Source organism: Embleya sp. NPDC059213 (genome assembly GCF_042754445.1).
In the GTDB taxonomy this organism is placed as follows: Bacteria; Actinomycetota; Actinomycetes; order Streptomycetales; family Streptomycetaceae; genus Embleya.
Map to the genome: position 1 here is coordinate 1 of NZ_JBHZAV010000146.1, position 22871 is coordinate 22871.

Sequence of the window (22871 nt, forward strand, 5' to 3'; positions counted from 1 at the left end):
TCCTCCCCACACCCCCTCGCTCTTGGGGGGCGGGGGTGGTGGGGGGGGGCGCGGCCCGGGTGGGGGGGGGGGGGGGGGCGGGGGGGGGCCCCCCCCCCCCCCAGCCCACGTCCGGCGGTCCTTCGGCACGAGCGGACGGCGGGTGGGGATCGTGTCGAGCGAGTCCCAGGGGTGGGCGCCGGTGGTGTCCGGGCCGATCGTGGTGGCCGCGCTGGAGCGGGTCGCGCTGCTGGCCGGCCGGCCGCGGGCCACGCCGCGACGCGTGCGGCACGATCTGGGCGGCGGGGGTGCCGGGTTGGCGGTGGTGTGCGAGCAGCTGGATCGTTGCCGGCCCGGCGCGGGCTGGCGGGCGATGGCCGAGAGCTGGTTGGCGGCGGCCGAGGCGGGCGCCGATCGGCCGCAGGTCACCGCTCCGGGTCTGTTCGGCGGCCTGGGCGGCCCGGTGTTCGCCGCGTGGGTGCTCGAACCCGAGCGGCCGGCGCGGGCGACGGCGATCGCACCCCGGGTCGACGATCCGCGCGCCGGTCCCGAACTCGACCTGATCTCCGGCCTCACCGGGACCTGTACGAACCTGCTGGGTCGCGCCGCCGACCCGGCCGCCGGGGCGGCGCTGCGCGCGGGACTCGCGGTGTTGTGCCGGTCCGCGGAGCCGGGGGTGTGGACCCGGTCGGGCCTGGCGCACGGCGTCGCCGGTCCACTGGCCCTGCTGTCGCTGGCCTTTGCCGCGGGTCTGCGGGTGAACGGGCAACGCGCCGCGATCGAGCGCCTGATCGCGCTGCTCGGCGAGTACCGGCAGGACGACGCGTGGGGGCCGAACTGGCGGGCCGGGGCAGACTCCCGGGCCGCACACGGCTCCTGGTGCGCGGGTGCGCCCGGCATCGCGCGGGCACTGTGGTTGGCCGGCGATGCCCTGGACGACGAGGCGACGCGCGCCCTGGCGGTCGACGCGCTGGCGGCGGTCCTGGCCCGGCCGGACCGGCAGCGGCTGGTCGACCGGGCGCCGGGGTTGTGTCACGGCCTCGCCGGGCTGCTCCAGGTCACCGTGCGCTTCGCGCACGACACGGGCGATCCGAGGTGGGGTGCCGCCGCCACGCGGTTGACCGAGGAACTGCTCGTGCGGCACCCGACACCGGGCGACGCGGGCCCGGGTCTGCTGGACGGCGCGGCCGGGGTGATCCTCGCGCTGCTCGCGGCCACCACCGCGACCCCGCCCCGGTGGGATCGGGCGTTGCTTCTCGCCTAGGGCGTGTTCAGGAGCCGTCGTCGAGGGGGCGCAGGAAGCGGCGTTCGTAGCGCTTGATGCAGCCGGTGTCGCGGGCCAGTCGGATGGCCGCTCGGCAGTCGGCATCGGTGGCGCTGTCGATGCGGTATTGCTCGTACGTGGCGAAGCTGGGGAAGGAGAAGAGCGCGTACGCGATGTCGCTGTCGCCCTCGCTGGGCAGGAAGTAGCCGTGGTGCGTGCCGCCGAACCGGTTGACCAGGCCGACCCAGCGGCGACCGTATTCCTCGAAGTCGGCCAGCTTGTCGGCGTCGATCTCGTACTTCAGATGAATGGTGATCACGCCCACATGATGCAGGAGAGGGTCCGCCGGTGCGAGCACGGCCGGTGGGTCGCCGACCCGGGGTGGGGCCGGCGACCCGATCCGGGCGGTGTCACAGGTCGGTGGCGATGATCTTCTCGATGTTGCGTTCGGCCAGAGCGGTGATGGTGACGAACGGGTTGACGCTGGTGTTGCCCGGGATCAGCGCGCCGTCGATCACGTACAGGCCGGAATAGCCGTACAGGCGGCCGTAGTTGTCGGTGGCCTTGGTCAATACGGCGCCGCCGAGCGGGTGGTAGGTGAGGTGGTCGCCCCAGATCTTGTACGCGCCGAAGAGGTCGGTCCGGTAGATCGTCCCCTCCTTCGCGTTGATCTTGTCGAAGATGGTCTTGGCCATGTCGATCGACGGCTGCTTCCAGGCGGCCTGCCAGTTCAGTTCGACCTTGCCGGTCGCGGCGTTCCAGGAGAACCGGGCGCGGTTGGGGTTCTTGGTGATCGACAGGTAGAACGAGGCGTACGTCTCGATGCCGGTGGGCAGCGGGGCGACCTCGGCGAACGCGCCGCCGGCGTTCCAGTTGTCGATGCCGCCGGTGGGGATGGACGCCTGGAGTGCACCGGTGGCATCCCACATGTGGTTGGCGCGCCCGCACATCACGTTGCCGTTGTCGCCCCAGCCCTGCCCGATCTCGGCGTTGAGGTTGGGCAGTGCGCCGGTGGCCTTGAGCTTGACCAGCAGTTTGCTGGTGCCGACGCTGCCGGCGGCGAAGAAGACCTTGTCGGCGGTGACGGTCTTGGTGAGTGTGGTGGCGCCGGTGGTGTCGATCTGGTCGATCGTCACGGTGTAGCCGCCGCCGGCCGCGGGGGTGACCGAAGTGACCTTGTGCAGCGCGGAGATGGTGACCCGGCCGGTCTCCTTGATGCGGGCGAGGTAGGTCTTCTGCAGCGACCTCTTGCCGTAGTTGTTGCCGTAGAGGATCTCGCCGGCCAGGGCGGACTTGGGGACGGCGCCGGCCGCCTCCTGCTTCATGTAGTCCCAGTCGTACACGGTGGGCACGAAGACGAACGGGAAGCCGGCGCGCTGGGCGTGTTTGCGACCGACCCGGGCGTACTGGTAACACGCGGTGTTCTCGAACCAGGCCGGATCGATGGTGGCCGCGCCGAGGCCGGCGTTGGCGCGCGGATAGTAGGTGTTGTACATCTCGTCGGCGTTCACCGAGGGGAGGATGGCGCCGAAGTTCTCCCGTTTGGGAGTGACCGCCATGCCGCCGTTGACCAGTGAGCCGCCGCCGACCCCTCGGCCCTGGTAGACCGTGATGCCGGCGAATTCCTCGGCGTCCAGGATGCCGGTGTACTTGGGGATGTCCCGGTCGATCGGGAAACCGAGGAAGTTGCTCAGCGGCTGCTTGGTCTTGGTGCGCAGCCAGAAGGAACGGGCGTCGGGGGAGGTGGTGTTGGCGAAGATCTTGCCGTCCGGGCCGGGGGTGTCCCAGGACATGCCCATCTCGATCATGTGTACGTCGACGCCGGCCTGGGCCAGCCGAAGCGCCGCGACGGAGCCGCCGTACCCGGTGCCGATCACCAGGGCCGGTACGTGCGCCCCGGCGGGGATCGAGGCGGCCGCGGCACCCGCCGTCGACGGGGCCGCGGCGGCGCGACCGGCTACGGCCGCGACGCCCAGGATGGAACCTGTTCCAGCGATGAATGTGCGGCGCGAGAAACCGTTGGAATCGTTGCTGCGCATGGGGGAAGCGCTCATGTGACGTTCCTCACTCTGGGACGGAGTGAGAACAAGTTCTAGGCGTGAATGCGCAACAAGTCACGGCATACTCGCGAGTAACTTGCTATTGGAGATGGGTAGTTGCGCCCGCGTCGCGGAGCGTGGATGTGCGGTCACCGAAGCGACCTCGAAACATCCGCCTCGTTGCCGGTCGGCCGCGGGCGCGGGCGCGTCGACGATCCCCTGTGGCTACCGGGAGTTCGGTCGCCACTCCAGCAACTGGCCGGGCCAGGGCGGCTGTCCGGGGCGCTCCACGAGGAACGTGGTGACGGGAGTGAAGCCCAGTGCCCGGTACTGCCGGACCAGAGCGCCGTCGCCGCCCGCGTAGCAGTCGACCCGGACCAACTCGGCCTTCCGCTCGGCCGCTTCGCGGCGTACGTCCTCGATCAGGGCGGCGCCCACCCCCGCGCCGGCGAAACGGCGATCGGTGACCAGGAGGTTGACGAACCACTCGGGTTCGTCGACCGCGGGGATGTAGGGAGAGGGTGTGTCCGAGGCGACGCAGACGCCGGCGGGCTCGCCGCCGATCTCGGCCAGCCGGATGTGTCCGCCGTGCAGGGTCGTCTCCACGCGTTGCACCGCCTCGGGACGGGTGGACCACGGCTCGGTGCCCCATTGGCCCTCGCGGCCGTGGGCGACCAGCCAGGTCACCGCGCGATCGAGCATGCCCAGCACGATCGGGAGCGCGGTGGTGTCCACGGTGCGGATGTGCACGTGACGTGATGTGTCGATGTCGTGATTCCCGGTGATGCCGGACCTCCAGCCCCTCGGCCCGGTCGCCGGATGCGGCCGACCGGGCGCGACCGTACGCCGCGCGGATGCCCGGCGCCCCAGGATCGTCGCAGCAGCGGGCCGGTTCCGGCGAGGGGCCCGACGGGCCTTCCCCGACGGCGAGGCGGCGCGGCTACGGGGTGGAGCGGCCCTGCGGATCCCGGTCCGGGGCGGGGATCCACAGGGCGGTCCGACGCCCCGGGGGAAGCTGCCGGTCGATCACGGCGCCACGGAACGCGTCCCGGTCATCCTCGCGATGTCGACGGGTTCGGGGAAATCCCAGATTTCTGGGAGGTTTTCGGGAAGCGGTCGACAACGAAGCAACGATGATCGCGCTACGGACCGGCTTGCTCTCTGCGTGTTACGTTCGCGCCATGGCATTACGCGGCGCGAGCGCACAGCGAGCGATCGAAGGACTGCGCGAACTGGCCGGGGCGGGCCTGGAGGCGGCGGAGATCTTCCGGCGGTGCGACGAACTGTTGCGCGAGGTGCTGGAGTTCGACGCGGTCTGCTGGCACACCGCCGATCCGGCGACCGGTCTGGTCACCTCGGTACAAAGCGACGACCTCAGCCTGGAGGGCTTCCACGACGCGGTGCGGTTCGAGGTGTGGCACGACGACGTGGCCACCTTCACCAAGATCCGGCGCAGCGGGTTCCGGGCGGAGACCATCGGTCGCGCGACCCGCGGCCGGCCCGAGCGCAGTCTGCGATTTCGGGAACAGATCTCACCGGCCGGCTTCGGGGACGAGATGCGGACCGTGTTCGACACCCAGGGCGGCATGTGGGGGTGCGCGGCGTTCATGCGGGCGCCCGACCGCGGCCTGTACCTGGGCCGACAACGCGACCTGGCGGACGTCGCGGCCCGGCACATCGGCAACGCGCTGCGCACCTGCCACCGCGGGAGTCCATGGTCGCCGGCCGCCGATCAGGCCCCCGCGACGATCGTGCTCGGCCCCGGGAACAGCCTGGTCGCGGCCGACGAGCGGGGGCAGGGCCTGCTCGCCGATCTCGCCGACGACGCGCTGCCCGTGCTCGCGGTGCCGACCGCGTTCGCGATGGTCTCCGAACACGCCAGGCTGGCCGCGTCGGGGGTGCCGACCTCGCAGGCCAAGGCGCGGGTGCGGACCCGGGACGGGCGCTGGTTCGTGCTGCACGCCGCGCTGCTGGAGGGCCTCGCCGACGGCCACGTCGCGGTGGTCGCCTCGCCGGCGTCCCCGGCCGAGACGATGCCGCTGTATCTGGCCGCGTACGGGCTGACCGGCCGGGAGCAGGAGGTGGCGCTGCGGGCGATCCGCGGCAACGACACCAAGGAGATCGCCCGGGCCCTGGCCATGACGCCGTACACCGTCCAGGATCATCTCAAGGCGATCTTCACCAAGGTCGGGGTGAGCAGCCGACGCGCGTTGATCGCGCGGATCGTGCTCGGTGATCAGTCCATGGGGTGAGCGGATGGGGAACGGGGACGGCGCCGACCCGGTCGCCGAGGAATCGTTGTTCGGGTATGCCGACGACGGGCTCGCGGCCCGGGTGCGGAACCGACTCGGGCGGGTCGAGGTGCCCCCGGCCCGGCTCCCGGCCGTCGACTGGGACACGGTCGTGCGCGAGCACCGCCGGAATCCGCTCGCCGACGCCGTGCGCGCGGAGTTGGTCGTGCGGGCGGACTGCCCCCGTGCGGCCCTGCTCGCGCTGGTCGTGGTCCCCCTTGCCGAGACCACCTGCCTGGCGCTCGGTGCGGCCTTGGCGCACCGAGTGGTGACGCTCCGTCAGGTGGCCCTGGAGGGCACCCCCGGATGGGCGGCGGTGCGCACCGTGGCGTGCTGGACGTCCTGGGCCGGCGGCCGGCGCAACGGGCCCGTGGAGCGGGTGCTGGACGAGGCGGCGGGCCTACTGCCCGGCGACGAACCGATCGCCTGGCAGTGGTTGATCGACCGGGCACCGGGCCATCCGTACACCTTCGGTCGACTGTGTACGGACGCCACGAACGCCTCCTGGGCCGGCGTTCCGCAGCGCGGGGTGTGGTCCACCGGGAGCGGGAGTCGGCCCGCGGCCGGCCCGACGGTGCTGACCCCGCTGGGTCTGCTGAGTCGGGTCCCCGCGCCGGTGGCCGCCCGCGTGATCGCGATGCTCCCGGTCGGCCTGATCCACGAATTCCTGGCCGCGCGCGAGAGGTTGGGCCCGAGTGTCATCGGCCCGCTGCTGCGCACGGGCGTGATTCGGGCCGAGGACCTGCCCGACCGGTTGGATACGTGCCCGGCGCGGGCTCCGGAGTTCCTGGCGCTGCATCACTCGGGTGTCAACGCCGCGTTGCTGGAGGCCGGCGCCGACCGGCGAACCCGCGACGCGATCTTCCGGGCCACCCGGCGGGACGCTCCGCGACGGGTGCCGCTGCCCGCCGGGAGCCGGGAGCGGCCGGCGCCGATCGTGCGCGACGGGTGTGCCGAGGCGGTGTTCGGACACCACCCGGAGCTGATCCGTCGCGCCCTCGGGCTCCATCACACGGAACTGGGCGTCGCCGGGGTGCTGCGCGCGCTGCTCGGCATCTGTGAGGCGCGCGGGCCGTCGGCGCTGGCGGATCCGCATCTGCTGTACCGGCTCGGTGCGGACGGCGAGATCGCGCGGTTCGCGCGCTCGATCGCGATCGACCCGCGGGGGCCGGAGCGGTTGCGGGCCGAAGTGGCGCGCCACGAGCGGCCGGACGAACTGGTCGCCGCGATGCGCCAGGCGCCGACGCTCGCCGTGCGTCACCCGGCGCCGCAGTTGTGGCCCGCGGCGGTCGCGGCGCACGACCGGGAGCCGTTGCCGGCCGCGACCCTGGCACACCTGGCCATGCACCCGGACTGCCCCGAGGAACTGAGCCTGCCCGCCTGTCGATCCGATCCGTACCTCGCCTTGCGCCTGGCCGGCCGCTCGCCGCGACACGCCTTCCTCGCGCTCGACCACCCGATGCCCCACGCCTGGAAAACGCCGACCCTGCTGCCGTGGTTCGTCGACGTGTTGGCGGACCGGCGGCTCGACATCCGGGACATGGTCGAACGTTTCCACCCCGCGGGCCGCCTGCTCGAAACGGTCGACGTCCTGGCCGTGCTCCTCCCCGACGAAGCGCGCGCGGCGCGCGAGGTCGTCGCCGAGCACATCGGCCGCACGCTTGGTGCCGACCCGGAGGCCTGGGCGGTGGCGGCGCGCATGTTGCCCGATTTCGTCGGCACCCTGCCGCAACTTCTGGCCACCGCCGCCGCTGCGGCTTCGGGCCGCTCGGAGAGTCTGTTTTCCGAGTAACAGTGCAGGTCGGAGCATACGTGCAACGCGAGCTGCAACGGGATCTGTGACGCGAGCTGCAACGGGACATGGGACGCGTGGAGGAGCGGAGGGCGGTACCGAGCACGCAGCGGCGGTGACAGCGGGGCCGGGAGCGCGGCACGCAGCGGCGGGTGGCGCGGGAGTGGTTTCGCGATGCGGTGCGCGTGTTGTGCGCGGCGCGCGGGCGCGCGGGGCCGGGTGTGGTGACGGCCGGTGGGACGCCGCGCCGGGCCCCGAGCGGGAATCCGGGGGCGGCCGGGGGCGGTGTTAGGGTCGGAGCGCATTGCATGGGACGAATCGACGTGGAAAGGCAGCGAATCATGCGCCGAAAGACCAGCGGTCTCAACGGAGTTCGTCCCATCAACGCCGCCGCGGGAGCCACTGGCCGTCATGAACCACTTGAATATCGGGATCGTCGCGCATGTTGACGCCGGCAAGACCAGCCTGACCGAGCGTCTGCTGTTCGACGCGGGTGTGATCACCCGGATCGGCAGCGTCGACGCCGGCAGTACCCAGACCGATTCACTGGAACTCGAACGCAGGCGCGGGATCACCATCCAGTCCGCCGTGGTGGCGTTTCGGATCGGGGACCTTCGGGTCAACGTGATCGACACGCCGGGCCACTCCGACTTCGTCGCCGAGGTCGAGCGGGCGCTGCGGGTGCTCGACGGCGCGGTGCTCGTGGTGTCCGCGGTCGAGGGTGTGCAAGCCCGAACGCGCGTACTGATCCGCTCACTTGCCCGGTTGCGCATTCCCGTTCTGGTGTTCGTCAACAAGATCGATCGCCGCGGTGCGCGGTATGCCGAGGTACTCGACGCGATCGCCGCCGAACTGGGCCCGAACTGCGTCGCGATGGGCTCGGTCGACGACCTCGGCACTCCGGGCGCCCGCTGGTTGCCGTTCACCGGCAGCGACGAGGGCTTCACCGCCCGGCTCGCGGAGACCTTCGCCGACCACGGCGACGCGTTCGTGGATTCCTATCTCGACGACCGGGTCATCCTCACCGAGGCCGACTACCGGCGCGAGTTGGCGCGCCATGTCGAACACGCTTGGGCGTACCCGGTGTTCTTCGGCTCGGCGATCACCGGGGAGGGCGTCGAGCATCTGGTCCGGGGCATTGCCGAACTGCTGCCCCGGGTCGGCCCGGAGGCGGCCGAGCAGCCGTTGCGGGGTGTGGTGCTCAAGATCGAGCGCGGTCGCGCGGGGGAGAAGATCGCGTACGTCCGGACCCGAAGCGGCACCCTTCGCCCACGTGCGGAGGTCACCCTGCACCGTCGCGACCACGGCGGCGCGGTGATCGAACTGACCGGACGAACCTCCGCGGTCCAGGTGTTCGACGAGGGCACCCGGCTGCGCGACGCGGACGCGATCGCGGGAACGATCGCCAAGGTTCGTGGTCTGGCCGAGGTGCGGGTGGGCGACCAACTGGGATCCGCCGACGGGCTGCCCACCCGGGGTCTGTTCGCCCCGCCCACCCTGGAGTCGCGGGTGATGCCGGAGAGCCCCCGGCAACGGCCCGCGCTGTACGCCGCGTTGCAACGCATCGCCGAGCAGGATCCGATGATCGACGTGCGTGCGGACGAGGAGACCGGGGCGATCTCGGTGCGCCTGTACGGCGAGGTGCAGAAGGAGGTGATCGGCGCGACGTTGGCCGACACGTTCGGCCTTCGGGTCGCCTTCGCGCCGTCGCGTCCGCTGTACTTCGAGAAGCCGGTCGGGGTGGGCGAGGCGGTGCGCGAGATCGCCGGTGACGGGGTGAACTTCTTCTGGGCGACCGTGGGTCTGCGGATCGAGCCGGCGGCGCCCGGGGCCGGGATCGTCTTTCGGCTGGGTGTCCGGCTCGGCGGGTTGCCGCTCGCCTTCCACCGGGCGATCGAGGAGAGCGTGCACGGCACGCTGCGGCAGGGTGTGCACGGCTGGGAGGTGTTGGATTGCGCGGTGACGCTGACCCGGACCGGCTACGCGAGCCCGCTCAGTGCGGCGGGCGACTTCCGCAACGTGACGCCGTTGGTGCTCGGCGACGCGCTCAAGCAGGCCGGGACCAGGGTGTTCGAGCCGATCCACCGGTTCGAACTGGAGGCGCCCGCGGCGAGTGTGGGGGCGGTGGTCGCGCTGCTGACGGGTGCGCGGGCCGTCCCCGAGGAGCAGGTGCCCCGGGGTGACCGGTGCCTGCTGCGGGGCACGATCCCGGCGGCCGAGGTGCACGGGGTCACCCGACGGCTTCCGGAGTCGACCAGCGGCGAGGGGGTGCTGGTCAGCGAGTTCGACGGGCACCGCCCCTTCACCGGACACCCGCTCCCGACCCGGCCGCACACCGGCGCCAACCCCTACGACAACGCCCACTACCTGCTGCACACCCTGGGCCGGGTCCGGGGCACGTGAGAGACGGCACCGCCCCGACCGGTGATCCCGGTCGGGGCGGGGTGCCGGTGGGTGTCGCCGCCTCGGGTCAGGGCCGGTCCGGCTCGGCGGGGCCGGTGGAGGAGCGGGCGATCAGGCGCGGCGCGAACCGGTGGTCGACGTGCGGGGTGTGGTAGCCCTGGAGTTGTTGCCACATGGCGGTGGCGATGGCGGTGGACATCTGTTCGATCGGCTGTTGCACCGTGGTCAGCGGTGGATCGCTGTGTGCGGCCAGGTAGGAGTCGTCGTAGCCGACCACCGAGATGTCCTGCGGCACCCGGCGGCCGGCCTCGCGCACGGCCGAGATCACGCCCAGCGCCATCAGGTCGCTGCCGGTGACGATCGCGGTCGCGCCGGCGTCCAGGAGTCGGCGCGCCGCGGCCTGGCCGCCGGTGATCGAGTAGGTGGATTCGACGTACAGCGCGTCGTCGCAACCGCCGAAGGCGGCCTTCATCGCCGCACGGTAGCCGGCGAGTCGATGCCGGGACGGGCGATAGAACTCCTCGCCGCCCGCCAGCGCGATCCGGGTGTGTCCGAGGCTGTGCAGGTGGGCCACCGCCATCGCGGCGCCGGCCGCCTCGTCGGTGGTGACGGTGGATACCGGCAGGCCCGGTACACCGCCGTTGACCAGGACCATCGCCACGTGTTTGCGGTGCAGGTGCCAGTAGAAGCCGTGGTCGGCCTCGGGGTTGGCGTGCCGCCCGGAGACCAGGACGAGCCCCTCGATGCCACGCCGTAACAGCGTTTCGATGTAGTCCAACTCGGTGGGCCCGTGCTTGGTCGAGCTGCCGATCAGGGCGGTGACGCCGTACTGGCTCAGCCGCGCCTCGATCGCGCCGGCGAGCAGCGCGAAGGCGGGGTTCTCCAATTCCGGGACGACGATGCCCACGAACGGTTGGCCGGCCGGGGCGGGGGCGACCATGCCCTGCTCGCGGATGGCGTCCAGGACCCGGGTGCGGGTGTGTTCGGCGACCCCGGGTTTGTCGTTGAGCACCCGGCTCACGGTCGCCGCGCTCACCCCGATCCGGTCGGCGATCCTACGGACCGAAGGTCGCTCCGGTGTCACGCGACAGTCACCTCCCCCTCTGTGTCGGGGCCTCTCCCCGAAGCCTCTGGCGGCGCGCTCAGGGTATCGAAACGCGTTTCGCCGCTGCAACAAAATCTTTGAAACATGTTGCAGAGTGTTGCAGTCGTTCGCGGATTGCTTTTACGCTCCTCGGCATTCGACCTGATGAACGGCATGTTTCGGAGTCGCAAACACCATGCACCCACCGGAAACACCATGTAACACAGTGGCACATCACGACGGTTCGCCGGGCTACGTGAGCAACCCGTCGCCGCAGCCCGGCGACCAGGTGGAGCTCTTCGTCCGCACCCGCACCGCGGCCGGCACCGGGCGCGTACACGTGCGGACCAAGCTGGACGGGGAACCGGTGTTCACCGAGGCGACGGTGGACCGGGTGGTCGGTGACGAGACCTGGTGGCGGGTCGGCGTCGAGGTCGGCAGCACCGAGTTCGGCTACCGCTTCCTGCTGGGCACTCCCGAGGGCAACCGCTGGCTCACCGCCGCCGGCGTCGCCACCCGCGACGTGCCCGACACCGGCGACTTCACGCTCACCACCCACCCCGCGCCGCCCGCCTGGGCGGCCGACGCGGTGGTCTACCAGATCTTCCCCGACCGCTTCGCCCGCTCCGCCCGGCAAAGCGACGCGGCCATGCCGGACTGGGCCCGGCCCGCGGCATGGCAGGACCCGGTGGGCTGGGGCAGCGAGGGCGCCCTGCAACAGATGTACGGCGGCGACCTGTGGGGAGTTCTGGACCGGCTCGACCACATCCGGGCACTGGGCGCGAACGTCCTCTACCTCACGCCGTTCTTCCCGGCCCGCTCCAACCACCGCTACGACGCGACCACCTTCGACCGGGTCGACCCGTTGCTCGGCGGCGACCAGGCGCTGCGCGCGCTGACCGCCGAGGCGCACCGGCGCGGGATGCGGGTGATCGGCGACCTGACGCTCAATCACTCCGGGGACGGACACGAGTGGTTCCGCCGCGGTCAGACCGAACCGGACTCGGTCGAGGCGGACTTCTACTACTTCGACGCCGACGACCGCAGCCGCTACGCGTCGTTCTGCGGGGTCGACACGCTGCCCAAGTTCGACCACGCCTCGGCCGAACTGCGGACCCGGCTGTACGAGGGGCCCGACTCGGTGGTCGCCCGCTACCCCCGCGACGTCGGCCTGGACGGCTGGCGGATCGACGTCGCGCAGTCCGCCGGCCGGTACGGCACCCAGGACCGCAACGCCGAGGTGGCCCGGGCGACCCGAGCCACCCTGGCCGCCGCCGCGCCGGACGCGTTGCTGCTCGCCGAGCACCAGCACGACGCGTCCGCCGCACTGCGCGGCGACGGCTGGCAGGGCACGATGGCCTACTCCGGCTTCACCCGCCCGGTCTGGGGCTGGCTCGCCGACGCGCCGCTCACCGAGTTCTGGGGCGTGCCCGGTCCGATCCCCGGCTACGGCGGCGCCGAACTGGCAGCCGTCATGCGGGACTTCGCCGCGCTGCTGCCGTGGCGCTCGTACACCCACAACCTGACCCTGCTCGACTCGCACGACACCCAGCGGTTCCGGTCGATGGCCGGCCGCGACCGCCAACACCTGGGCGCCGCCCTGATGTTCACGTTGCCCGGGCTGCCGATGGTGTTCGCCGGCGACGAGGTCGGGGTGGAGGGCGTGCACCTGGAGGACGGCCGGCGGCCCTTCCCCTGGGACCGCGACCGCTGGGACCGGGACACGTATCGCACCTATCGCGACCTGATCGCCCTGCGCAACGCGCATCCCGCGCTGCGCACGGGCGGGCTGCGCTGGTTGCACTGTGCCGCCGACACCGTGTTGTACGAGCGGTGGTTGCCGGAGGAGACGCTGCTGATCCAGGTCAATCGCGCGGGACACACCCCGATCGCTGCGCCGGTGACGGCACGCAGCCTGACCGGCGGCCCCGACCTGCGCGCGGGCGAACCGCTGCCCGGCGACGGGCCCGCGTTCCACGTCTGGCGGGCGGAGCAGCCGTGACCCGAGCAACCCCCGCCGGCACCCCGGCATCTGGCACCGAGACGGGAGAGCACCCGACGATGACCGCGACCGCGGCCGAAACCGGCGTGATCGAGACGCTGACCGACGTGCGCTCGACGCACCTGGACAACACCCGCGACGTACACGTGTACCTCCCGGCCGGCTACGACCCGCTCGCGGGCCCCTACCCGGTGGTGTGGCTGCACGACGGACAACACGTGTTCGCCCGCACCGGCCGGGAACCCAGTTGGCGGGTCGAGGAGACGCTGGACCGGCTGATCGGCGCCGGCCTGCTGCCGCCGCTGGTGGCGGTGGCCGTGGACAACGGCCGCGACTCGCGCGGGGCCGAGTACAGCCACCACGTGCCCTACCCGCGCGACCCGCGCGCGTCGGCCCGCGGCGAGTTGTACGAGCGGTTCCTGATCGAGGAGTTGCGCCCGCTGATCGCGGCCCGCTACGCGGTCACCGAGGATCCGGCCGCGACCGCCGTGCTCGGCTCCTCGATGGGCGCCCTGGTCAGCTACCACCTGGCCTTCCGTCGCCCGGACGTGTTCGGGCTGGCCGGGGTGCTCTCGCCGTTCCTGGTCTTCGTCGATCCGGTCACGCTCGCCGAGACGCCGGTCTACCGGCGGCAGCAGGCCCGCGGGCCGGCCCGGATCTGGGCGGACATCGGCGGCATGGAGGGCCTGATCACCGTCCGGCACACCCGCGACCTGGTGGACCACCTGATCACCGACCTCGGCTACGCGCCGGACCGCGAGGTGCGCTTCCACGAGGATCCGCAGGCGCCGCACCACGAGAGCGCGTGGGCCGAGCGGGTCGGCAGCGCGCTTTTGCACCTGTTCGGCGACGCCGAATCGCCGTTGCGGCGACTGCGGTTGCCCGAGCGGATCGTGCTCGCCACCGGGCAGCCGCAGGCGAGCGTGGCGCCGGTGGGCGTGCGCGCCGACGGTTGTGTCTACTCGGTGCTCGGCGTCGAGCCGACCTGGACACCGGCCGACGCGCTGCGTGCGCTGGGATCGGCCCGGGTGGCGCCGGTCCGGCCCGGTGTGGTCGAACTCGCCGCGACGGTCGAGGGACACGCCGCGCACGGCACGATCGAGGTGGTCGAGGGCGGCGCGGACGCGCTCCTTGAGGTCACCTTGACCACCGCGGCCGACCTGCCCGCCGAGGAGACCGTGTACTACTCCGGCCTGGTCACCACCCGAGTGGCCGCCGGTCGCTATCACGGCAGTTGGCGACTGCCGCGCGGGGTGGGACTCAACGGCGCGGTCGGGCGCGGCTGGCGCTGCGACGGCCTGCACGAGGACGGCAGCACCATCCGCGACCCGTTCCATCACGACGGCGACCGGCACATCCGGCTGCACGTACCGGCCTGGAGCGACCCGAACGCCGAGCAGGCACCGGCCCTCGCCACGGCCCCGGCCGACGACGCGCGCACATCCGAGGAGGAAACCCAGTGAGATCACGCCTGTTGCTGCCGGCCGTACTCGCCGCGACGCTGCTCGCCACCGCCTGTGGTGGTGGCGGCGACGGCGGCGACAAGAACGCCGCGCCCGCCGCGTCCGGCCCGGCCGCGGCCACCGGATCGCTCACCGTCTGGGCCGACGACGCCCGGGCCAAGCCGCTCCAGGACATCGCCGCCGCGTTCACCCGGGACAAGGGCGTCAAGGTCAAGGTCGTCCAGAAGGGACTGGGCGAGATCCGCGACGATTTCGTGTCGCAGGCCCCGACCGGCCAGGGCCCCGACGTCGTGGTCGGCCCGCACGACTGGCTGGGCAAGCTCGTCCACAACGGCGTCCTGGCGCCGCTCGAACTCGGCGACCGCGCCGCGGCGTTCTCCCCGGTCGCGCTGGAGGCGATGCGCTACGAGGGTCGGACCTACGGGCTGCCCTACGCGCTGGACAGCATCGCGCTGCTGCGCAACACCGAACTGGCGCCGCAGGCCCCCGCCTCGTTCGCGGAACTGCTCGCCACCGGGCGCCGCCTGGTCGAGGAGGGCAAGGCCAAGCTGCCGGTCGCGGTGCCGGTCGACGCCAAGAGCGGATCGCCGTACCACCTCTACCCGTTGCAGACCTCGTTCGGCTGTCGGGTCTTCGGCAACAAGCCGGACGGCGCCTACGACCCGACCAAGCTCGAACTGGACAGCCCCGATTGCCTGCGCTTCGCCCCCTGGCTGCGCGAACTGGGCAAGGACGGCGTGCTCTCCACCTCGCTCACCGCCGACATCGCCACCGACGCGTTCCTCAAGGGCCGGACCCCGTTCCTGCTCGCCGGCCCGTGGGACGCGGCCACCTTCAAGGCCGCACACGTCCCGTTCGCGGTGGACCCGGTGCCCGGCGCGGACACCGCCCCGGCCCGACCGTTCGTCGGCGTGCAGGGCTTCTTCGTCGGCGCCAAGTCGGCCAACCCGATCCTGGCCCAGGACTTCGTCCTGAACTACCTGTCCACCCCGCAGGCCCAGCGCGCCCTGTACGACACCGGCGGCCGGGTCCCGGCGACCACCGCGGTACTGGACCAGGTCGCGAACGACCCGGTGGTGGCCGGCTTCGCCCGCGCCGCGCAGGCCGGGGTGCCGACCCCGAACCTGCCCGCGATGGACAGCGTCTGGGCCGACTGGGGCCTGACCCAACTGGCCATCGTCCAGGGCCGCGGCGACCCGGCGGAGCTGACCACCGCGATGGCCGGCCGAATCCGCGCCAAGATCGCCGCCGGCTGACGCGGAGCGGACGAGGAGAGACCGTGACCCACACCCTGCCCACCCGGCCGCCGCACGCCCCACCCGGTCGGCGGCCCCCGGCCGAAGGCCGGCCCGCCTCGGCCCGCCGCCGCGGCCTCGGCGGCCTCGCCGCCCGGATCGTTCTGCTCGCCGTCGTCGACGCCCTCGCGGTCTACGGGCTGCTCGCCCTGGCCGCGGATCGTTCGTGGTGGATGTTCGGCGCCCTGCTCGTGGGCACGGTCGCGGTGAACATCGTCTACGCCACCAAACGGCACGTGCCGGCCAAGTACCTCGCGCCCGGCATCGCGCTGCTGCTCGTCTACCAGGTCTACGTGGTGCTGTACACCGGCGTCGCGGCTTTCACCAACTACGGCGACGGACACAACAGCGACAAGCCCGACGCGGTCGCGGCGATCCTCGCGCACAGCGAGACCCGCGTCCCCGACTCGCCGGTGCGGCCCGCCTCGGTCGTCGCGCGCGGCGATCGGCTCGGCCTGCTGGTGACCGGGCCCGATCGCAGCGTGCGGTTGGGTTGGCCGGGCCACCCGCTGGAGCCGGTCGAACAACCCGTGCGCGACCCGGCCGGCCGCGCGGTGGCCGCGCCCGGCTGGCGGCCGCTGACCTACAGCCAAATCGCGGGCCGGCAGCAGGAGATCAGCGCCCTGCGGGTGCCGGTGACCGGCGACCCGAACAGCGGCAGCCTGCGCACCGCGGACGGGATCAGCGCCGCCGCCTACCGATCCACACTCGCCTACGACCGCGCCGCGGACACGATCACCGACCGGGTTCGCGGGGTCGTCTACCGGCCCACCTCGGACGGCGTGTTCGCGGCGCCGGACGGCAGCCGACTCAGTCCGGGCTGGAAGGTCTTCGTCGGCGCGGACAACTTCCGACGCATCCTGACGGAGGAGGACATCCGCGGGCCGTTCCTGGGCGTGCTGGTGTGGACGTTCTTCTTCGCCGGCGTCTCGGTCGCGCTGCCGTTCGGGATCGGCCTGCTGCTGGCGACCGTGCTGAACGGGAAACGCCTGCGCGGGCACCGGATCTACCGCTCGTTGATCATGCTGCCCTACGCCTTCCCGGCGTTCCTGGCCGCACTGGTCTGGCAGGGCATGCTCAACACCGACTACGGCTACGTCAACGTCTCGTTGCTCGACGGCGCGCACATCCCCTGGCTCACCGATCCCTGGCTCGCCCGGCTGAGCGTGCTCGCGGTCAACGTGTGGATTTCCTTCCCGTACATGTTCCTGATCTGCACCGGCGCGCTCCAGGCGATCCCGGCCGAGGTCACCGAGGCGGCCCGGATCGACGGTGCCGGGCGATGGCAGGTGTTGCGGCACATCAGGCTGCCACTGCTGCTCACCGCCGTCACCCCGATGTTGATCGCCACCTTCGCCTTCAACTTCAACAACTTCAACGTCATCTACATGCTCACCGGCGGTGGCCCCAAGGATCCCGACGCCCCGATCGAGGTCGGCTCGACCGACCTGCTGATCTCGCTCGTGTACAAGCTCGCCTTCGGCGGCAGCAACCGCCAGTACGGCATGGCCTGCGCCGTCTCGATCCTGATCTTCGTGGTGGTCGCCGCGATCTCCGTCATCGGCCTGCGTCGCAGCCGCGCGTTCGAGGAGCAGACATGATCCGCTGGTTCGTCCGGATCGGCTGGCGGCACCTGATCGGCGTGCTCGCGGTGCTGGTCGCGGTCTACCCGCTGGTGTTCGTGTTGTCCGCGTCGTTGAACCCGAGCGGCACGCTGACCGGCTCCAACGAGCTGTTCGCGGACGCCACCGGGACCCACTACCGGGAGTTGTTCGACGACCCACTGCATCCGTTCGGCAAGTGGTTCGTCAACTCGATGGTGGTCGGCCTGGCCACCGCGATCGGGTCGGTGTTCCTGGGCGCGTGTGCGGGCTACGCGTTCTCCCGGTTTCGATTCCGCGGCCGAAAGGCCGGGCTGACCACCCTGCTCCTGGTCCAGATGTTCCCGCAACTACTCGCCTACGTGGCGTTGTTCCTGCTGCTGTCCACGTTCGACGACGTGTTCCCGGCGATCGGGCTGGGCAGCCGGCTGGGCCTGGTGATGATCTACCTGGGCGGCGCGCTGGGGGTGAACACCTACCTGATGAAGGGGTTCTTCGACACCGTGCCACGCGACCTGGACGAGGCCGCGCGGATCGACGGCGCCTCCCACGCGCAGGTGTTCTTCCGGATCGTGTTGCCGCTGGTGGCGCCGGTGTTGGCGGTGGTGGCGCTGCTGTCCTTCGTCGCGACGCTCAACGACTTCGTGATCGCGAGCCTGGTGCTGAACGACCCGGACAAGCAGACCCTGGCGGTCGGGCTGTACCACTTCATCTCCTACGGAGTGGGCCGGAACTGGGGTGTGTTCGCTGCCGGGGTGCTGATCGCTGCGGTGCCGGTGCTGGTGTTGTTCCAGTTCCTCCAGCGGTTCATCGTGGGCGGCCTGACCGCGGGGGCGGTGAAGAGCTGAAGTCCGGTTGCGCCGGGTGGGCCCGGTTTCCGTATTCGTCCCGTTCTCGTTCCCGTTCCCGTTCCTGTTCGCGTCTCGCTCTCCGATCCCGTCAAGGATGCTCATCGATGACTGTCTCGACCACGAACTCCCGTACGACCACCGGATGGTGGCGCGATTCGGTGATCTATCAGGTGTACGTGCGCAGCTTCGCGGACGGCAACGGTGACGGGATCGGCGACCTGCTCGGGGTGCGCAGCCGGTTGCGTTATCTGAGCGAGCTGGGGGTGGACGCGGTGTGGCTCACCCCGTTCTACGCGTCCCCGCAGGCCGACCACGGCTACGACGTGTCCGACTACCGGGCCGTGGACCCGCTGTTCGGGACGTTGCAGGACGCCGACGCACTGGTGCGCGACGCACACGCACACGATCTGCGGGTGATCGTCGACGTGGTGCCCAATCACACCTCCGAGGCGCACGCGTGGTTCGTCGAGGCGTTGGCGGCCGGTCCCGGCTCGGCCGCCCGGGAGCGCTACCACTTCCGCGCCGGCCGTGGCGCGGACGGCGAACTGCCGCCCAACGACTGGGAGTCGGTGTTCGGCGGGCGAGCCTGGACCCGGCTGCCGGACGGCGACTGGTATCTGCACCTGTTCGCCCCGGAGCAACCGGACCTGAACTGGGAACACCCGGAGGTCCGGGCCGAGTTCGAGGACATCCTGCGCTTTTGGCTGGATCTGGGCGTGGACGGGTTCCGGGTCGACGTGGCGCACGGCCTGGTCAAGGCGCCCGGGTTGCCGGACATCGGCACCGGCGCGGGTATCGAACTGCTGGGCAGCGCCGAACTCCCGTTCTTCGACCAGGAGGGGGTGCACGAGATCTACCGCGCGTGGCGGCGCATCCTCGACGGGTATCCCGGCGCCCGGATCGCCGTCGCGGAGGCATGGACGCCCGGCCCGGAACGCACCGCGCGGTATGTGCGCCCGGACGAGTTGCACCAGGCGTTCAACTTCCATTACCTGGGCACCGATTGGTCCGCCGATGCACTGCGCGAGGTGATCGACGCCTCGCTCGCCGGAGCGGCCGAGGTGGGTGCGCCCGCGACGTGGGTGTTGTCCAACCACGACGTGCACCGGCACGTGACGCGCTACGGCGGCGGTGCGATCGGGGTGCGGCGGGCGCGGGCCGCCGCGCTGTGCACGCTCGCGCTGCCCGGCTCGGTCTACGTCTACCAGGGTGAGGAGTTGGGCCTGCCCGAGGTGCTGGACCTGCCCGACGACGTGCTCCAGGATCCGCGCTGGGAGCGCTCCGGGCACACCGAACGCGGCAGGGACGGCTGCCGGGTACCGCTGCCGTGGTCGGGCGAGCGGGCGCCGTACGGATTCGGCGCGCCGGGCGGTGCCGCGCCGTGGCTGCCGCAGCCGCGCGAGTGGCGCGAGCTGAGCGTCGAGGCGCAGTGGGACGATCCGACGTCGATGTTGTCGCTGTACCGGGCCGCGTTGGCGATCCGGCGCACGCATCCGGAACTGGGTGACGGTGCGCCACTGCGCTGGCTCGACGCGCCTGCGGGCACCCTGGTCTTCCGCCGCGGCGAGTCGCTGGTGTGCGCGGTCAACCTGCGGGCGGAGCCGGTGCGCCTGCCGGAGTACGGCGCGGTCCTGCTGGCCGGCGCGGACCTGCCGGGAGACGGCGTGCTGCCCGGCGACGCGGCGGTCTGGTACACGGTGGACGGCGGCTGAGCGCGACCCGGACGGGCGTCGGCTCCCTGCGGGGGTCGGCGTCCGGCTAGGGTGGGTGTGTGGTGCAGTTCGAAGCGAACGTGGACGCGGATCGCCGGGCCTGGCTTGCGCAGCGGCTCGGTGCCGACAACGTGGCGGCATCGCCGCACCTGGCGAGGCTTCGGGGCACCGATGCCGAGGACGAGGTGGCGCTGCACCTGTTCGCGCTGGACGACGAAGGCACGATCGTCGGCGGCCTGGCCGGATACACCTGGGCCTACTGGTTGCATGTGGACCTGCTGTGGGTCGACCCGACCCGGCGCGGCACCGGGCTCGGTGCCGAACTCCTGGAGCGGGCCGAGAAGATCGCGCTGACCGAGCGCGATTGCCGTCATGTGCGCCTGGAGACCTGGGAGTTCCAGGCCCCCGGGTTCTACCGGAAACAGGGCTACGAACTCGTCGGCACCGTGCCGGACTACCCGCCGGGCAGCACCGAGTACATCTTCGCCAAGCGGCTGGCCTGAGCGGTGCCGGCCCGCCCGGTGCGAGAGCGCGAAGCGGCCGTCCATTGTGCCGGGATGTGGTTCGCGCGTCATCGGCCCCGGGGGTGATGTTCGGCGGCGGCCGGCTTCCTACCGTGCTGCCCATGTCGGGAATTCGGTACGGCCGGTGATCGGGGCGCGGGTCTCGCGGCTTGTGATGTGCGCGGCGCTCGTGCTCGCCGTGTTGTCGGCGTGGTCGGTCGCGCCGTCGGCCTCGGCCCATGTGCCGCGGTCGTTGCCCGTCCCGGTCGAGGTGCCGGCGCCTTCGGGGGCCTCGGCGATCGGCACGACGTCGGTGTGGATGGTGGATCGTTCGCGATCCGATCCGTGGAATCCGGCGGCGCGGGCCCGGGAGCTGATGGTCTCGCTGTGGTATCCGTCGCTCGGGTCGAGCGGCGCCCGGGCGCCGTACATGTCACCCGAGCTGTCGCGCGTGGTGTTCGGCTCCGCGTTGTCGGCCGGCGTGCGCACGCATGCTGCGGCGTACGCGCTGCCCCGGCCGGTACCCGCGCCACTGGTGGTGTTGTCCCCGGGATTCGGCGGCAGCCGCACCTCGTTGACCGCGTTGGCCGAGGAGTTGGCCTCGCGCGGATACGTGGTGGCCGCGGTGGACCACACCTACGAGGCGCCGGTGGAGTTTCCGGGCGGCCGGATCGAGCGTTGTCGGATCTGCGACACGATTCCGGACGACGCGCTGGTGGTGCGCACCCGCGCCGCCGACATCCGCTACGTCGTCGACCGGCTGACCGGACCCGGCACGGGGCTGTTCGTCGATCGCGACCGGATCGGGGTGGCCGGCCACTCGATGGGTGGCGCGGCGGCGGTCGAGGCGTTGCGCACGGATCGCCGGGTCGACGCCGCGATCGACCTGGACGGCAACTTCTGGACCGAGCCGCCCGCCGAGGGCATCGCCCGTCCCGTGTTGTTGCTGGGGGCGCAGCGGGTCGCGGCCGGCCCGGAGCATGCCGACTGGCAGCGGATGTGGGAGCGGCTGACCGGATGGCGGCGGTGGCTCGACGTGCCCGGCGGTGGCCATTACACGTTCTGCGACATGCCGTGGATCGTGGACCGCTTCGGGATCCGCGACCAGGTGCCGCCCGACGACGCGGCGTGGCAGTACGGCACGCTGGGTGGTGATCGGGCCGCCGCGATCACCAGGGCGTATACGACGGCGTTCTTCGATCTGCACCTGCGCGGCCGGGCGAGTGGGCTCTTCGACGGGCCGGCCGCGGGCTTCCCGGAGGTGGCCTTCGTGCACGGCGGCCGGCCCGGCCCGGGCCCGGTCCTGGGTTCGGTCCGGCGGCGATGAGTTTTCGGGTATGCGCAGGTCCATTACACGGGAGCAGGGATCCGCCGTCGACCTCGCCGGTGGACCGTCTCGGGGTCGACGAAGGAGTCGTGGCTCATGGCCGAGTGGACCGTCCTGCGGGAGAACATCGCTTTCGGCGAGTCGGTGCGGTGGCATCGGGATCGGGTGTGGTTCTGCGACTGGGGCGCCCGGGAGATCGTCGCGATCGGCCCCGAGGGCGTCGGCGAGGTGGTGGTGGGGGTGCCGTTTCCGTCGATGGCGATGTGCATCGACTGGTTGCCGGACGGGCGGCTGCTGATCGTCTCGTCCAGTGAGGCACGGGTGGTCCGTCTCGAAGCGGACGGATCGCTGGTCACCCACGCGGATCTGCGCGCGCTCGGGACCGGCTTCAACGAGATCGTGGTGCACGAACGCGGCCACGTGTACGTCAACGCGATCGGGTTCGACATGCAGGCGGGCGAGGCGTTCCGGCCCGGGTTCGTCGCGCTGATCGATACGGACGGCTCGGCGCGCCGGGTGGCCGAGGACGTCGTCTTTCCCAACGGCATGGCGGTGACGCCGGACGGCTCGACGCTGATCGTCGCCGAGTCGTACGGCCACCGGCTCACCGCGTTCGACATCGCGCCCGACGGCGGGTTGTCCCGGCGCCGGGTGTGGGCGGACCTCGGCGACGGGGTTCCGGACGGGATCTGCGTCGATGCCGAGGGCGCCGTCTGGTACGCGGACGTACCCAACAAGTGTTGTGTGCGGGTTCGCGAGGGCGGCGAGGTGCTGCGCACGGTCGAGTTCGATCGGGGTTGTTTCTCCTGCGCGCTGGGCGGCGCCGACGGTACGACGTTGTTCGTCGTCGCCACCGAGTGGCGCGGCCTGGACGCTCCGCCGGCGGACCCGCATACCGGTCGACTCGTCGCGGTCCCCTGTGCGACCGGCGCGATGACCTAGAGTTACCCAATGATTTTCATCGTGGTGAAGTTTCCGGTGAAACCCGAGCACGCCGACGGGTGGCCCGAGCAGGCCGCGGCGTTCACCGAGGCCACCCGGGGCGAACCGGGCAACCTGTGGTTCGAGTGGTCGCGCAGTCTGGAGGACCCGAGCACCTACGTGCTGGTCGAGGCGTTCCGGGACGACGCGGCGGCGGCGCACGTGAACTCGGACCACTTCAAGGCGGCCTTGGAACGCTTCCGTCCGCTGCTGCGCATAGGTGAAGAGAACGATCTCCTCGGGCGAGGGCTCGATGAACTCGTCGTTCTTTTGTTCCACCATGA

19 protein-coding genes are annotated in these 22871 nt (G+C 71.7%); 14 read left to right on the plus strand and 5 right to left on the minus strand.

Annotated elements, in window-relative coordinates:
- The first annotated feature begins 151 nt into the window (after positions 1-151).
- On the plus strand, positions 152-1243 hold the full coding sequence (locus ACFXMF_RS35905) for a lanthionine synthetase LanC family protein (protein ID WP_379991986.1): 1092 nt from the start codon (positions 152-154) through the stop codon (positions 1241-1243).
- 7 nt (positions 1244-1250) lie between these two features.
- Here ACFXMF_RS35905 and ACFXMF_RS35910 read toward each other — a convergent pair whose 3' ends face one another.
- The 3 genes from ACFXMF_RS35910 to ACFXMF_RS35920 form a co-directional block, all read right to left on the minus strand.
- Positions 1251-1562 (minus strand): NIPSNAP family protein, encoded by a 312-nt coding sequence (locus tag ACFXMF_RS35910; protein WP_360322961.1) that lies wholly within the window; start codon positions 1560-1562, stop codon positions 1251-1253.
- A 91-nt stretch (positions 1563-1653) separates the two neighbouring features.
- Complete coding sequence (locus ACFXMF_RS35915; RefSeq protein WP_360322963.1) at positions 1654-3297, minus strand: GMC oxidoreductase; 1644 nt, start codon at positions 3295-3297, stop codon at positions 1654-1656.
- 210 nt (positions 3298-3507) lie between these two features.
- Entirely contained in the window at positions 3508-4032 is a 525-nt protein-coding gene (locus ACFXMF_RS35920) for a GNAT family N-acetyltransferase (RefSeq protein WP_379991987.1), read from the minus strand.
- 431 nt (positions 4033-4463) lie between these two features.
- Here ACFXMF_RS35920 and ACFXMF_RS35925 point away from each other — a divergent pair, with 431 nt between their 5' ends.
- From ACFXMF_RS35925 to ACFXMF_RS35935, 3 genes are all read left to right on the plus strand, one after another.
- Entirely contained in the window at positions 4464-5534 is a 1071-nt protein-coding gene (locus ACFXMF_RS35925) for a helix-turn-helix transcriptional regulator (protein ID WP_379991988.1), read from the plus strand.
- Between the two features lie 4 nt (positions 5535-5538).
- Positions 5539-7365, plus strand: coding sequence for a hypothetical protein (locus ACFXMF_RS35930; protein WP_379991989.1), 1827 nt, complete (start codon positions 5539-5541; stop codon positions 7363-7365).
- Between the two features lie 411 nt (positions 7366-7776).
- A complete protein-coding gene (locus tag ACFXMF_RS35935; RefSeq protein WP_379991990.1) occupies positions 7777-9768 on the plus strand; it encodes a GTP-binding protein in 1992 nt (663 codons plus the stop codon).
- A gap of 67 nt (positions 9769-9835) precedes the next feature.
- Here ACFXMF_RS35935 and ACFXMF_RS35940 read toward each other — a convergent pair whose 3' ends face one another.
- Positions 9836-10852: a LacI family DNA-binding transcriptional regulator gene (locus tag ACFXMF_RS35940; RefSeq protein WP_360322973.1), complete on the minus strand. Its 1017-nt coding sequence runs from the start codon at positions 10850-10852 to the stop codon at positions 9836-9838.
- 226 nt (positions 10853-11078) lie between these two features.
- On the opposite strand from ACFXMF_RS35940, the gene ACFXMF_RS35945 reads away from it, so the two are divergent.
- From ACFXMF_RS35945 to ACFXMF_RS35975, 7 genes are all read left to right on the plus strand, one after another.
- Positions 11079-12854, plus strand: a complete 1776-nt coding sequence (locus ACFXMF_RS35945) for a glycoside hydrolase family 13 protein (RefSeq protein WP_380020978.1) — start codon at positions 11079-11081, stop codon at positions 12852-12854.
- Positions 12855-12913: 59 nt separating this feature from the next.
- Positions 12914-14317, plus strand: coding sequence for an alpha/beta hydrolase-fold protein (locus ACFXMF_RS35950; RefSeq protein WP_360322977.1), 1404 nt, complete (start codon positions 12914-12916; stop codon positions 14315-14317).
- Complete coding sequence (locus tag ACFXMF_RS35955) at positions 14314-15573, plus strand: extracellular solute-binding protein (protein WP_379992723.1); 1260 nt, start codon at positions 14314-14316, stop codon at positions 15571-15573. The genes ACFXMF_RS35950 and ACFXMF_RS35955 overlap by 4 nt, the downstream gene beginning before the upstream one ends.
- Before the next feature lie 23 nt (positions 15574-15596).
- Complete coding sequence (locus tag ACFXMF_RS35960) at positions 15597-17213, plus strand: ABC transporter permease subunit (protein ID WP_380018004.1); 1617 nt, start codon at positions 15597-15599, stop codon at positions 17211-17213.
- A complete protein-coding gene (locus ACFXMF_RS35965; protein WP_379992346.1) occupies positions 17210-18061 on the plus strand; it encodes a sugar ABC transporter permease in 852 nt (283 codons plus the stop codon). The genes ACFXMF_RS35960 and ACFXMF_RS35965 overlap by 4 nt, the downstream gene beginning before the upstream one ends.
- 107 nt (positions 18062-18168) lie before the next feature.
- Positions 18169-19776, plus strand: a complete 1608-nt coding sequence (locus ACFXMF_RS35970) for a glycoside hydrolase family 13 protein (protein ID WP_379992345.1) — start codon at positions 18169-18171, stop codon at positions 19774-19776.
- A gap of 59 nt (positions 19777-19835) precedes the next feature.
- On the plus strand, positions 19836-20279 hold the full coding sequence (locus ACFXMF_RS35975; RefSeq protein ID WP_379992344.1) for a GNAT family N-acetyltransferase: 444 nt from the start codon (positions 19836-19838) through the stop codon (positions 20277-20279).
- Positions 20280-20387: 108 nt separating this feature from the next.
- Here ACFXMF_RS35975 and ACFXMF_RS35980 read toward each other — a convergent pair whose 3' ends face one another.
- Positions 20388-20711 carry a hypothetical protein gene (locus ACFXMF_RS35980; RefSeq protein ID WP_360322987.1) on the minus strand — a complete coding sequence of 108 codons (324 nt, stop codon included), beginning with the start codon at positions 20709-20711 and terminating at the stop codon, positions 20388-20390.
- Here ACFXMF_RS35980 and ACFXMF_RS35985 point away from each other — a divergent pair.
- From ACFXMF_RS35985 to ACFXMF_RS35995, 3 genes are all read left to right on the plus strand, one after another.
- Positions 20710-21606, plus strand: a complete 897-nt coding sequence (locus ACFXMF_RS35985) for an alpha/beta hydrolase family protein (RefSeq protein ID WP_379992343.1) — start codon at positions 20710-20712, stop codon at positions 21604-21606. The two genes, ACFXMF_RS35980 and ACFXMF_RS35985, sit on opposite strands and share 2 nt — an antisense overlap.
- Before the next feature lie 96 nt (positions 21607-21702).
- On the plus strand, positions 21703-22548 hold the full coding sequence (locus ACFXMF_RS35990) for an SMP-30/gluconolactonase/LRE family protein (protein ID WP_379992342.1): 846 nt from the start codon (positions 21703-21705) through the stop codon (positions 22546-22548).
- Between the two features lie 9 nt (positions 22549-22557).
- Positions 22558-22871, plus strand: a 314-nt coding sequence (locus ACFXMF_RS35995; RefSeq protein ID WP_380020980.1) for a putative quinol monooxygenase, incomplete at its 3' end; no start/stop codon positions are given.